Source organism: Paraburkholderia sp. CNPSo 3076 (assembly GCF_026343935.1).
GTDB lineage: Bacteria > Pseudomonadota > Gammaproteobacteria > Burkholderiales > Burkholderiaceae > Paraburkholderia > Paraburkholderia nodosa.
On the sequence record NZ_JAPMAL010000031.1, the window covers coordinates 91195 to 104048 of the forward strand.

General features: G+C 66.5%; 11 protein-coding genes and 1 pseudogene. 5 read left to right on the forward strand and 7 right to left on the reverse strand.

All coding sequences use genetic code 11. From position 1 onward, the window contains the following. Positions 1-87: 87 nt before the first annotated feature. From M3A49_RS31460 to M3A49_RS31475, 4 genes are all read right to left on the reverse strand, one after another. Entirely contained in the window at positions 88-1188 is a 1101-nt protein-coding gene (locus M3A49_RS31460; RefSeq protein WP_266232444.1) for an NAD(P)H-dependent flavin oxidoreductase, read from the reverse strand. 29 nt (positions 1189-1217) lie between these two features. Further along, on the reverse strand, positions 1218-2498 hold the full coding sequence (locus M3A49_RS31465; protein ID WP_266232445.1) for an MFS transporter: 1281 nt from the start codon (positions 2496-2498) through the stop codon (positions 1218-1220). Beyond that, entirely contained in the window at positions 2495-3703 is a 1209-nt protein-coding gene (locus M3A49_RS31470) for a YbfB/YjiJ family MFS transporter (RefSeq protein ID WP_266232446.1), read from the reverse strand. Before M3A49_RS31470 ends, M3A49_RS31465 begins: the two co-directional genes overlap by 4 nt. A 148-nt stretch (positions 3704-3851) precedes the next feature. Beyond that, positions 3852-4778 carry a LysR family transcriptional regulator gene (locus tag M3A49_RS31475; protein WP_266232447.1) on the reverse strand — a complete coding sequence of 309 codons (927 nt, stop codon included), beginning with the start codon at positions 4776-4778 and terminating at the stop codon, positions 3852-3854. 349 nt (positions 4779-5127) lie between these two features. On the opposite strand from M3A49_RS31475, the gene M3A49_RS31480 reads away from it, so the two are divergent. Both M3A49_RS31480 and M3A49_RS31485 read left to right on the forward strand, forming a co-directional pair. Then, the gene (locus tag M3A49_RS31480) at positions 5128-6918 is read left to right on the forward strand and encodes a nitrite/sulfite reductase (protein ID WP_266232448.1); all 1791 of its coding nucleotides are present in this window, start codon (positions 5128-5130) and stop codon (positions 6916-6918) included. After that, positions 6915-7319 (forward strand): DUF934 domain-containing protein, encoded by a 405-nt coding sequence (locus M3A49_RS31485; RefSeq protein ID WP_254352969.1) that lies wholly within the window; start codon positions 6915-6917, stop codon positions 7317-7319. Before M3A49_RS31480 ends, M3A49_RS31485 begins: the two co-directional genes overlap by 4 nt. Positions 7320-7323: 4 nt before the next feature. Here the strand turns inward: M3A49_RS31485 and M3A49_RS31490 are convergent, their stop codons facing one another. Next, complete coding sequence (locus M3A49_RS31490) at positions 7324-8925, reverse strand: MFS transporter (protein WP_266232449.1); 1602 nt, start codon at positions 8923-8925, stop codon at positions 7324-7326. Between the two features lie 101 nt (positions 8926-9026). On the opposite strand from M3A49_RS31490, the gene M3A49_RS31495 reads away from it, so the two are divergent. After that, the gene (locus M3A49_RS31495; RefSeq protein WP_266232450.1) at positions 9027-9923 is read left to right on the forward strand and encodes a LysR family transcriptional regulator; all 897 of its coding nucleotides are present in this window, start codon (positions 9027-9029) and stop codon (positions 9921-9923) included. A 275-nt stretch (positions 9924-10198) separates the two neighbouring features. After that, positions 10199-10666: a CBS domain-containing protein gene (locus tag M3A49_RS31500; protein WP_266232451.1), complete on the forward strand. Its 468-nt coding sequence runs from the start codon at positions 10199-10201 to the stop codon at positions 10664-10666. Between the two features lie 283 nt (positions 10667-10949). Here M3A49_RS31500 and M3A49_RS31505 read toward each other — a convergent pair. Further along, positions 10950-11138 (reverse strand): annotated as a pseudogene (locus tag M3A49_RS31505) (cysteine desulfurase); the annotation flags it as partial. A gap of 143 nt (positions 11139-11281) precedes the next feature. On the opposite strand from M3A49_RS31505, the gene M3A49_RS31510 reads away from it, so the two are divergent. Continuing rightward, the gene (locus M3A49_RS31510) at positions 11282-11695 is read left to right on the forward strand and encodes a hypothetical protein (protein WP_266232452.1); all 414 of its coding nucleotides are present in this window, start codon (positions 11282-11284) and stop codon (positions 11693-11695) included. A 23-nt stretch (positions 11696-11718) separates the two neighbouring features. Here the strand turns inward: M3A49_RS31510 and M3A49_RS31515 are convergent, their stop codons facing one another. Beyond that, positions 11719-12837: a malate/lactate/ureidoglycolate dehydrogenase gene (locus M3A49_RS31515; RefSeq protein ID WP_266232453.1), complete on the reverse strand. Its 1119-nt coding sequence runs from the start codon at positions 12835-12837 to the stop codon at positions 11719-11721. Positions 12838-12854: the final 17 nt, after the last annotated feature.

The following is a 12854-nucleotide window of genomic DNA, read 5'->3' on the forward strand; positions in this document are numbered from 1 at the left end:
AGCCGCCTTTCCCGCCACGTAAAGGAACATCGGCACGCGCAGCCATCGCGCGTGCCGATGTTCCCGTTTGCGTCGATCAAATGCCGCTCAAGCCCACACCGACTGCAACCGTGCGATGCTCTCACGCGTCTCGCGCTCCAGTTGCGCCACCAGTTCCGCCGCCGGCAATGCGCGCGCGAGCGGCGCGGCCTGGCCCGCCCACTGCGCGCCGTAGCCGGATTCGCCCTTGGCCTTCGCAGCGGCGATCAGCGCCTTGCCCGCGTCGTACGTGATCGGATATGACGGAACGCGCGGCGCCTTGGGGTCCTCGCCAAGCGCGGTAAAGCGGTTGACGATGCTGCGCGCAAGGCGCCCCGAGATCGCCGAAGTGAACGTGGTATGGCGCGCGGCGTCGCCGAGCAAGGCGGCGCGATAGCCTTCGTCCGCGGCGCTCTCGGGACAGGCCACGAACGCCGTGCCCAGTTGCGCCGCCTGCGCGCCCAGCGCGAGCGCGGCCGCAATGCCCGCGCCGTCCATGATGCCGCCCGCCGCGATCACGGGCACGTCGAATTCGCTGACCAGCAGGCGCGTGAGCGCGAACGTGCCGAGGCCGTCGTCGCGGGCATTCTGATCGAACACGCCTCGATGGCCGCCCGCCTCCACACCCTGCGCGACGATCGCATCCACGCCCGCCTCGACCGCCGCGGCCGCTTCATCGAGATTCGTTGCGCTCGCAAACAAATGGATGCCCGCGTCCTTGAGTTCGGCGATCACCGCATCGGGCGGCAGGCCGAAATGGAAGCTCACCACCGCCGGCTTCTCTTCCAGCAGCATGGTCTGCATGGCCCTGTCCACGACAAAGCTCGCGTAGATCTCCGAAAGCGACGCAGGCGGCTTCGCGCCGTATTGCTCGAACACCGGCGCGAGCCAGTCGAGCCACGCGCGCTCCACGGCCGCGTCGGGCGTGGCCGGGCGATGGCAGAACACGTTGATGTTGAACGGCCTGGCCGTCAGCTCGCGCGTCTGGTGGATCGCGCGGCGCGCGTTCTCCGCGTTCATCGCGGCCACGCCCAGCGAGCCCAGCGCGCCCGCATTCGACACGGCGGCGGCCAGCGCCGGCGTGGTGGTGCCCGCCATGGGCGCCTGAATGATCGGCTTCTGAATGCCAAGCGAGCGCAGCAACGCCCGTTCGTCCACTTGAGTGCTCATGTTGCGTTCCCTCCGGATGCGTTCCAGTTTCAAGCGTGAGCGCGGCGCTGCGCCCAGTGCGCGAGTCCACCGCATGCGACCAGCAGCGCGCCGGTCGCGAAGAACACGGCGTGCAGGCCGAAGTGAACGCCGATCACGCCGCCGATCACCGGGCCCACCACCTGGCCGCTGAATTGCGCCGATTGCAGATAGCCGAGCATGCGACCCGTTTTGCTTTCGTCTACCGATTGCCGCGCGAGCTTGCCGATGGAAGGCAAGAGTCCCGCGAGCGTCATGCCCATCACCACGCGCAGGCCCGCGAGCTGCCACCAGTGTGTGACGAACGCTTGCGGCACCATCGCGAGCCCCGTGAGCACGAGGCAAACGACGATCACGCGCCAGCTCCCGAAGCGGTCGGCCAGTGCGCCCAGGCGCGCCGCCGTGAGCATGCTGCCAAGCGCCGAGCATGCCATGACCACGCCCGCCACGCGCGCGAGATGCGCCGCGCCCACGCCCAGACTGCCGATATACACGGTGATGACGGGTTCGATCGACATGTTGGCGAGCAGCACCATCATCGCGGTCACGAGCAGCGCGGCCACCACCGCATAGTCGGGGCGGCGCGCGGCGCTGCCCGAACCCGCCGCCGCGTTGCGTGCGTGGGATTTCGCGTCGCTTTCTGGATGAAACTCTTCCTTCACCACGAAGATGGTCAAGAGCGCCGCCGCGGCGATCATCGCGCCGCCGGCGAAAAAGGTGCCGCGAATGCCGATCCAGCCAGGCAGCACGCCGCCCACCAGCGGCCCGATGAGATTGCCCGCGAGCGCGCCGGTGGAAAGAATGCCGAGCGCCCAGCCCGCCCGCTCGCGCGGCGCCTGGGTGCCGACCATCACCGTGGAAGCCGACGCATAGCCACCTACGAGGCCGGCGATCAGACGCAGCGCGACGAGCTCGTACACATTGTGCGCCATGCCGATCAACGACATCACCACGGCCATGCCGATGGCCGCGCGCACCAGCATGGGCTTGCGGCCATAGCGGTCGGCGAGACGCCCCCAGATCGGCGCGGTGAGCGCCGTGCCGAGGAAGGTCGCGCCGAACGCCACGCCCGACCACTGGATCACGGCGGACTGCGAGGTCACGCCGAGCTGCCGCACGTAGAGCGGCAGAAACGGCAGCAGCATGCTGAGGCTCACGAGCGTGGTGAACGAGCCGATCACGCACACGACCAGATTGCGCTGCCAGTACTGCGCGTTGCGCTCCGAATAGCCGCGCGGCTGCGGCTTTGTCTGTCGCAGCGCTGCCGCGGGAGAAGAAACGGTGGTATTCACTTGGCCCCCAACGCAGAGAAGAGATCGACGAAGAGCGCGAGCACGAGCGCCGCGGCGCCGATCGCGAAGAGCACGAGGTAGTTGCCGCCGCTCGACGAGAACACGAACGACAGGCCGTAGGCGGCAACCGCCTGCATCACAGCGAAGCTCGTCGTGGCGCGGCTCCACGCGCCCTTCACGGCGGACGGATGATGCACGAGCAGCTCGTTCACGCGGCCGAGCACCAGCGGCACGATGCCGGGCGTGAAGGCGCCCACCAGCACGGCGGAGACCATGAGCCCCGCCGGGCCGAACAGGCCGAGCGCCGGAATCGCGACCGCCGCGGCCTGCACCAGATACGCGGCGCGCAGCGCCGGACCGAAGCCCGCGCGGTCGGCGAGATGCCCCGCCGCGAGCGGACCGACGATCGCGCCGATGCCGTACAGCACCCAGAACTCGGCGCCCGCATCCACGCCGCGGCCCAGCCCGCGCGCCACATAGTCGACGAGGAAGATCATGTGCGGCACGAGCCCCACGGCATTCAACCCATATTCGGCGTAGAGCGCGCGCAGCTTCGCGCGGGGGTAAGCCTTGGCATGTTCGAAGCGCGAGGGCGCGTGAGCGTGCGCCGGCGCGCCGTGCTCGGGCCAGCCGTTCCACGCGACGGCCGTGAGCAGCAGCGAGACGACGGCAAGCCCGAGCCACGTGGCCGTCAGCCCCTGGCGCAGCAGAATCGGCACGATCGTTCCCGAGGCGGCAATGCCGAGCCCGATGCCCGTGAAGATGCCGCCGCTCGCAAAGCCGCGGCGCGCCGCCGGCACGTGCGCGAGGATCGTGGGGGCGGCGAGCACCATCAGCGCGCCGCCCGAGAGGCCCGAGGCGAAGCGCCAGACGAAGAACCAGAGGAACGAAACCGGCACCGCGCAGGCGACGAAGGCGAGGGTGGCGAGCAGCATCATCGCGCGCAGCACGGTGGCGGGCCTGGCGGCGCGAACCATCGCGCCCGCGAGCAGCGCACCGGCCAGATAGCCGCCCAGGTTGGCGGCGCCGAGGTAAGCGGCCGTCGAGGCGGGGAACCAGTGTGCGCCGATGATGGCGGGCAACAGCGGCGTATAGGCGAAACGCGCGAGACCAATGCCGATGAGGCTCGCGCTCGCCCCGGCGAGCGTGCCCCGCCAGACGTTGTAGGTCGCAGGCGCGGACGGATTCGAGACGGCTCGATGCATGGCGACTCCCGGGAGCGGATGCTATGAAGCACCCGCTGAACATGCGAGCCAGTCTAGGTTAGATCGCGCGGCGAGAGAATCGCCGCGACATGGAAGTCATTCTTCCGCGCCACGAACGGATGGCGAATGTCGCTCAGGCGAAGGTCGCTCAATCGGCGTCGGTAATGCGCCGGGCCTGCTCGAAGTACGCACGCAGCCGGGGCGCGGCAAAATCGACGAAACTGCGCACCTTGGGCACCGAAAGGCGCCCGTGCGGCGTAACCAGATTGGCGGGCAGCGGCCCATGCTCGCTGCCGCGCAGCACGATCCTGAGCCGGCCCGCCTCGACCTCTTCGGCCACGTGATAGGAAAAGAGCCGCGTGACGCCATGCCCCGCCACGGCCGAAGCCCGCGCCGCGCGTATCGTATTCACGATGAAGCGCGGCGAGAACTGCACCACCTGGGGCAGCGCGGTCTGGCGCGCCGCCGGGAAGCTCCACGAGTCGAGTCCGAAATGGGTCATCGAAATGATCGGGTGACTCGCGAGATCGGCGGGCGTCTCGATGGCCGGATGCGTGGCGAGATAGCCGGGCGAGGCCACCACCACGCGCCGCACCTCGCCCACCGGAATGGCGACTAGCGTCGAATCCTGCAGATGCGCGATGCGCAACGCCACGTCGATGCCCTCGTCGATGAGGCTCGCGGGGCGGTCGAGCAGATGCAGGCGGATCGACACCTCGGGGTTGCGCTCGATGAACTCCTCGATCATCGGGCGTAGCACCTCCTCGCCCACAGCCACCGCCGCCGTTACGCCCAGCAGCCCGCGCGGCGCGGAACGCTCGTCGGCGGCGAGCAGGTCGGCTTCTTCGAGGTCGGCGAGAATGCGCCGGCACGCCAGCGCATAGCGCTCGCCCGCCTCGCTCAGGCGGATCGTGCGTGTCGTGCGGTACAGGAGCGGCGTGCCGGTGTGCTCCTCGAGGAACGCAATGGCCCGGCTCACCGCCGCGGGCGAGCGGCCCAGCCGGCGCCCCGCGCCCGCGAGACTCCCCTCGTCGAGCGTGGCGACGAAAACCTTCATGGCGTCGATTCGGTCCATTGGGCGTTTTTGGCTGGTGGTCGCTTCGCTTTGTGAATTCCGCGTCGCTCTTCGGAGTGATAGCCGGCACTTTCGCGTCTGCCAGACTTTGTATCACGAACCCGCACGCGCGGGTTCACGCGTTCAAGCAGGCCGCGACTCGCCACAATTCTCGTGATAAGAGGCGGGAGACTGCTCAGGACCGACCGCACACGAGCCATGATTGAACTCCGCGATCGAAGCCATGCTGACCATCGCGCACGCTACTGCTGCGTTCATTTCTGCAGCATCTGCTTCTTGAGACACCGATGCGGACGCGATAACGTCGCCCGTTCCCTGTCCGCCGTTTCACGGCATTTCCGCAGTCACCATGTATCGCTACAACGAATTCGACAAGGCCTTCGTGGCGAGCCGCGCGGCGCAGTTCCGCAATCAGATCGAGCGCTGGCAGCAAGGCAAGCTGAGCGAGGATGCATTTCGTCCACTGCGCCTGCAGAACGGCTGGTACGTGCAGCGGCACGCGCCCATGCTGCGCGTGGCGGTCCCTTATGGCGAACTGTCGAGCGAGCAGCTTCGCGTGCTCGCTCGCGTGGCCCGCGAGTACGACGAGCCCGAGGCCGAGGTGTACCGCCGCGCGCTCGAGGCGCAGCGCAAGCTCGGCACCGGGCGCCTGCCCACGCACCACGCCCACTTTACGACACGCACCAACGTTCAGTTCAACTGGATACCGCTTTCGAAGGCGGCGGACGTGATGGACCTGCTTGCGACGGTCGACATGCACGGCATCCAGACGAGCGGCAACTGCATCCGCAACATTTCGTGCGACGAGCGCGCGGGTGTCGCGCCCGACGAGATCGCAGACCCGCGCCCGTTCGCCGAAATCATGCGCCAATGGACCACGCTGCACCCGGAATTCGCCTTCCTGCCGCGCAAGTTCAAAATCGCGATCACCGGCGCGACCGAAGACCGTGCGGCGACGGGCTGGCATGACGTCGGCCTGCGCCTCGTGCGCGACGAACAGGGTGAGCTGGGGTTTCGCGTGACCGTGGGCGGCGGCATGGGTCGAACGCCTATGATCGGCACGCTGATGCGTGAGTTCCTGCCGTGGCGGCACATCATGAACTACATCGAGGCCGTGGTACGTGTGTACAACCAGTACGGCCGCCGCGACAACAAGTACAAGGCGCGCATCAAGATCCTCGTGAAGGCCGAGGGCCAGCGCTTCGTCGACGAAGTCGAGGAAGAGTTCCGGCAGATCGTCGACATCGACGGCGGGCCGCACACGATCGAGCAGGCCGAGTTCGAGCGGGTCAGCCGTTGCTTTGTCGAACCGCCGAAGCTCGACACGGCACGCACCGCCGATACGCATGCCAGCGCCATGCTCGAGGCCACGGCCGCGAGCACGCCGCCACTCCGGCGCTGGCTCGAACGCAACGTCGCGGCGCACAGGGACCCGTCTCTGCGCATCGTCACGCTCTCGTTCAAGCGCGTGCTGCAGGCGCCCGGTGATGCATCCGCCGATCAGCTCGAACGCGTGGCGGATCTCGTCGATCGCTTCTCCGCGGGCGAGGCGCGTGTCACGCACACGCAGAACATCGTGTTGCCGTGGGTTCACGCCGACGATCTGCTCGCCCTGTGGCAGGCGGCATCCGCGACAGGCCTCGCAAGCGCGAACGTGCACCTGCTCACCGACATGATCGCCTGCCCCGGCGGAGACTTCTGCGCGCTCGCCAATGCACGGTCGCTGCCGGTCGCGCAAAGCATCATGGAACGCTACCAGGACCTCGATGAACTAAACGATATCGGCGAGATCGACCTGCATATCAGCGGCTGCATCAACTCGTGCGGCCACCACCATAGCGGGCACATCGGCATACTCGGTGTCGACAAGGACGGCGCGGAGTGGTACCAGGTGACGCTCGGCGGCTCGGACGGGGCGGTGCGCAGCGGCGATGCGCGTCCTGGCAAAGTGATCGGCCCGTCTTTCTCGGCGCAGGAAGTGCCCGAGGTCATCGACGCCTTGATCGGTGCTTACGTCGCGCTGCGCGAACCGCGCGGCGCATGCAACGAGACGTTCATCGAAACGGTGCGCCGCGTTGGGCTCGAACCGTTCAAGGCGGCCGCCGATGTGGTTCGAGCCACGACGGAGGGCACGGCATGAAAACCGCCTCACGCATACGTCTTCTGGACGCTCAAGATCATGCCGGCAATGTTTCGGCATCCACCTTGATCCTCCCGAACGATGCCGATCCGCTTGCCTACGCCATCGAAATTGCAGCTGCGTCGCGCGTGGAGCTTCAATTCCCGTCGTTCACCGATGGGCGCGCCTATAGCCAGGCCTACCTGATCAGGCGGCGGCTCGGCTTCGAAGGCGACCTGCGCGCGACGGGCGAGGTGCTCGTCGACCAGTTGCTGCAGATGGAGCGCATGGGATTTTCGAGCGCCGTGTTAGGCGCCGAAGTCTCCATGACGGATGCGCTTCGCCAGCTCGACCGCTTCCCCGCGTTTTATCAGGGTGATGCCCTGCGCGAGGCGCCGTGGCGCGGGAAGGCGTTGGACTGACCGCCTACAGTCGTGTGGCGTTTGAGCGCGCAGACGCCCTGTTGCGTCCCGCGAGCAGACAGATCAGCGCGGCGACCGCCAGCGCGAGGCAACCGGCGACGCCCAGCGCCGCGGCGAACCCTGTGCTGAAGCCGGCCGGAGCGATCGATGCGATCTCCAGACGGATATCGGGGGCGACACGCGCAAGCGCGTGGCCCAGGTCGCCCGCGAGCAGATTCGACATGAACAGCGGATCAATACTCGCGCTCGCCGATCCGTGACTTGCGATTGCAGCATCGATCGCTGCGCGCGTGCGCGTGGCGAGCACAGCGCCCAGCACGCCGACCGACGTGACGATTGCCGTGAAGCGCGTCGTCGTGCTGATACCCGACGCCATGCCGGTGCGATGCGAGGGCACGCACGCCATGATGGCTTTCTGCGTGTCGCCATTCAGCACGCCTGCCCCGAGGCCCGTCACGATCATGCCGAGCGCGACCCTGCCGTACTCGCCTGAAGGCGCGACAGCGGCGGTAAGCAGATTGCCGGCGCCGACGAGACAGAGGCCAACCGGGAGCGTCGACGCGGCGCCGTCGAGGCGCCGCCCGATGCGTGCGCCCAGATACGGGCCAACGATCATGGAGAGCGCGAATGGGAGCATCCCGATGCCGGCGCGCACAGGCGTCCATTCGAACGCGTTTTGCAGATACAGCGGCAGGAACGTCATCATCACCTGGGCACAGGCTGCGTAGCCAAACATGCCGAGCACCGCAGCGACGAAACGGGCCTGCGAGAACAGCGACAAATCGATGACCGCATGCGCGAGCCGCTTTTCGACCACGATGAAGCACCCGATCAACAGCACGCATGCGCCAAAGCGCGAACCGGTGGCCACGCTGTACCAACCGTTGTCCTGCGCGCCGATCAACGCCCAGATTCCGCTAGCGAGCCCGATGCCGAACAGCAGGCTTCCCGCAAAGTCGACGCGTTGTGCGTGCGGATTGCGGGACTCCGTTACCGCACGCTGCGCGCAGAGCACCAGGACGGCGCACACAGGCAGATTGAGCAGGAAAATCCACCGCCAGCCGACCCATTGCGTGATCACGCCGCCGACGAGCGGTGCGACGGTGGTCGAGATGCCCATCGTCATGCCCCAGATCGCCCATGCCCGGGCGCGCTCGCGCGGGCCGGGGAACGCGTTGGCGATCACTGCGAGCGCCGCCGTCAACAGCATCGCAGCGCCCACGCCCTTCACCGCGCGGAAGATATTCAACGACGTCACGCTGGGCGCCAGCCCGCAGCCAAGCGATGCAAGCGCGAAGACCAGCAAGCCAAGCACCAGCATCTTCTTGCGCCCGTAGCGGTCCGCGAGTCCGCCCATTGGCAGCAGACACGATGCGAACGACACCATGTACGCGCTCACGACCCATTCGACGTCGGCGAATCCTGCGTGGAACGAACGCGCGATCGACGGCAGCGAGACCGCGACGATGTTCGTGTCCAGCGAGATCAGCGCGCAGGTCGCAGATGCCGTGGCAAGCAGGAAGCCCGCAGACCGCGGCTCGATATCGAGTCCTGAATCTTCGACAACCGCTTCCCCAACCGCTTCAATGCTCCGTTCGTTCCCCATGCGCGCTCCTCAAGCGAATATTGCAGACCTGATGCTAGCGCGCGCTGTGTTGTCTATCGATAGCAGATAAAATCACGTTTATTCATTCGTGGATGAATACGATGACACTGGAACTCCGTCACCTGCGCTGCATTCTCGCGGTCGCCCGGCATCTGCATTTCGCACGCGCGGCCGAAGAGTTGGGGATTGCGCCGCCCTCGCTCACCAAGCAGATTCAGGACGCCGAGCGCCTGCTTCAGTTCCGGCTGTTCCACCGCACCCGCCGTTCCGTGTCGCTGACCACTGCAGGAGAGGCTTATATTCCGCGCGCCACCGCCGCGCTTGCGCAGCTCGACGAGGCGCACGAGCACGGGCTGCTGGCCGAGCGCGGACAGCTGGGGCGCATCCAGATCGGCTACGTCGCCTCGGCGGTATTTGCAGGCATCATGCGCAGGACCTTGACGCAATTTCGCGACCTGCATCCCCGGATCGATGTGCAGCTCTCGGAAATCCCCATGGACGATATCCCGGCGCGACTCGTCGGCCGGCAACTCGACGTTGCCTACGTCAGACCCCCGATGTCCTGGCCCGAAGAGTTGCAAGCCAGCCGCGTGCATCAGGACGAATTCGTCGTCGCACTGCCGGAAGACTCCCCGCTGGCTGCACAGAAAACCATTGCGCCGCAGCAGTTGCGCAACGCGCGGTTCGCGGTGCCCGAGCAGGAATTAGGCACACTTGAAGTGGCGCGGCGTGGACGCTTTTCGCCTCAGGTCGAGTTGCGGCCGGGCCCGCTGGTCGCAGTAGTCGCGAGCGTGTCGCTCGGTAATACGGTGGCAATCGTTCCCGGCTCGCTATGCACATGCGTCACGCTGCCGGGCGTCGTCTACCGGCCACTGGGCGGCAAGCCCCTTCCTTCGGAAATCGCCCTGCTTTACCGCCGGCACGAGCGCTCCCGTGCAGTGCGCGCATTCCTGCAATACGCACGCACTGAAGCCGCGCGCATAGAGATCGGTCAGTGACCGTCGAGCCCGCTCTGCGCAGCGGGGAATAACGCGGGCGCAACAGCAAGCATCGCGGTGTGTCTCGCATGCACTATCGCACCCGGCGTGCCGCTCGTAACCGTACCAGGAGAAGGAACAGGAGCAACTGCCAAGACCTGGTCTTGTAAGTCAAACGATCTACACTGCACTTCAGCACAACCGAATAGATCGGCCAGCCGTTGCGGACTGATCGTATCCCGTTTGCCTTGATCATGCGGAGTCGGTGCGTGCTGTCCTTCTGTCTGGAGGTGGCCATGAAAAAGGAGAGGAAGACCGCACGGCAGATTCTGTCCGTGATCTCCCGTGAGGTTGTTTCGGTCAGCCCCGATGACACGGTGCTCGCGGCGCTGCATTTAATGGCGGAAAAGGATGTGACGACCGTGCTGGTGCTGCAGGGCAGCAAGCTTGCCGGTATCCTGTCCCAGCGCGACTACGCCCGCAAGGTCGAACTGCTCGGCCGCGACGCCGCCAACACCAGAGTTGGCGAGATCATGACCACCGAGGTGTTTTACGTGACACCCGAGCACACTTGCGATCAGTGCCTCGCGTCGATGCATACCAGGCGGATCCGGCACCTGCCGGTCATCGAGTCCGGGCGCGTCATCGGCGTGCTTTCCAGCAGCGACCTCCTGGAAGAACTTTTTCAGGAGGACGAGCATTTCATCACGCTCCTCGAGCATGACATGCTCTATCTGACGATCGATACTGGCGGCGCCTATTAGACCGCGCCCAGATCACGCGAGGTATAGCTGAGAACACGCAACCAGGCGCGACGGCTCCTTTGCAGGGTGTCCCTCCCGCAAGCGCGGCACAGCAAACTCGGCGCGATGCCATGCGCCTGAACCGCAGCGGCGACGGCCAGGAACGGGGACTGATTCGTCTTATCAACCCATATTTGTGACGGTTTCCAGCAAATGAGCCTTCGCGCGCAATTCGAGGCGGAAGGCACAGGCAGCGCAGTGTCGCGCCAGTTGATGCGAGTTGCGGGATTTAGCGTCTGAGTCCCCCGTAACCCAGGAAGATGGGTCGAGCGCACTTGCCTTCCCGGCTCAACGCCTGCCCGACCTCTTCGGTCGTATAGCCCTTCAGCACGAACGAGAGCACGCTAGCCTTGTCGTGCGCCGTACCGGTGAGGCGCGCGCCCGCCACCGGCGCGAGCACGCTCGTTGCATACGCAAACAGGTCGTGCTCGTACAGTCGTGGAGAGCTTCGCACGGATCCATTTGAATCCCAAGCCGTGATCGACTTCGATCGAATGCTTTTCGACTCGGCTATCGCTGTGGACTACGCGAAAGCGTTAAAATCGGCGCTTCCCCTTTTGCGGCAAAAGATCACTCATGAAGTGCCTCACCCCCTCGCCGGTCCTCGCTGCCTTCGCTGCCATGGCGCTGGCCGCCACGCCCGTCCTTGCCCAAACGTCGTCGGGCGATTCGAATTCGAAGCGCGACTGCGCAATCGGTTATGTGACCGGCGTTGCAGGCTCGGCGCCAAGCGTGCGCGACTATCTGGCCACGCCGGAGCGCGACCGCATTCGCTACCTGAAGGACAACGAGATTCAATGCAAGATCGCCGACGACGACAGCCACGCGTCCGGCTGCACCGGCGTCACGCTATTGAAGAACGAGAAGGTGAGCGTGTACGACGATAGCGACCCTGCCACCACCGCCATCGTCGTGCGCGTCGAACTCGATCGCGGCACCTACCCGGTGATCATCGTCGCGCCCAAAACCGAGGTGAAGTGCGACGAGTGAGCGGCTCGTAGTTAGCCTGGCCGTTAGCGTGAGCTACGCTCGCACGCGGCGATGTCCGCCTCAGTCACGCCCGCCATGCGCGCGGCATCGACGATCTGCGACCAGCTCGTCGCATCCACGGGAATGCCGTGCGCCTCGCGCGCGCGCCGCGTCGCGTCCTCGCGCTCGCCGGGCAGCAGGATCTCGTCGACGCCCGCCGCGCGCCGCGTGGCCTTCAGCCATTCGACGAACGCGAGCGCTTCCTGCTCGCGCGAAGGCGCGTCGAACGCCGCCGGATCGACGATCACCGACGTCATGCAATTGACGATCGCGTGCGTGGAGACGATGGTTTGCTCGCGCGTCGTGAAGCCGCCTGAGAGCGCGCCCGCCAGAATCTCGCACATCGCGGCGAGCCCCGAACCCTTGTGGCCCGCCACTGCGCCGCCGAATGCGCGCAGCGCGCCGTGCTGGGTATCGCTGAACAGCGCGCCCGGATCGCGCGTGGGGCGGCCGTCGCTGTCGATCAGCGCATCGGCGGGCACATCCACGCCCTTGTTGTAGGCCACGCGCACCTTCCCCGCCGCAATCGCACTCGTGGCGAAGTCGAGCACCAGCGGCGAGCGCCCCTCGAGCGGAAACGCCGCGCAAAACGGATTGGTGCCGAAGCGCCGGTCGATGCCGCCGAACGGCGCGACGAGCGGATCGCCCGCGACGTTGACGAAGTGGAACGACACGAGCCCGGCGCGCGCACATTGCTCCGCCCAGTGCCCGATACGTCCGATGTGATGCGCATTGCGCAGGCCGAGCGCACACACGCCGAGCGACTTCGCGCGCTCGATGCCGTGCTCCATCGCCTCGAACGCCGTGACTTGCCCGAAGCCGCGCCCGGCTTCGATCGTGAGCACCGCACCCGCGTCGCGCACGACCTGCGCGTGCGCGTTCAGTTTAAGCTCGCCTTCGCGGCACGACAGCATATAGCGCGGAATCATGCCCACGCCGTGCGAGTCGTGCCCAGCGAGATTCGCCTCGACGAGATGATCGGCGACCAACGTCGCCTCGCGCGCCTCGCTGCCGGCCGCGCGCCAGATGGCAACGACGAAGGCGTGCAGCGCGCGAGCCTCGATAACGACTTCTGAACCCTTTGCAGCAGTGGCATTCGACATGTCCATGACCCTGTGTA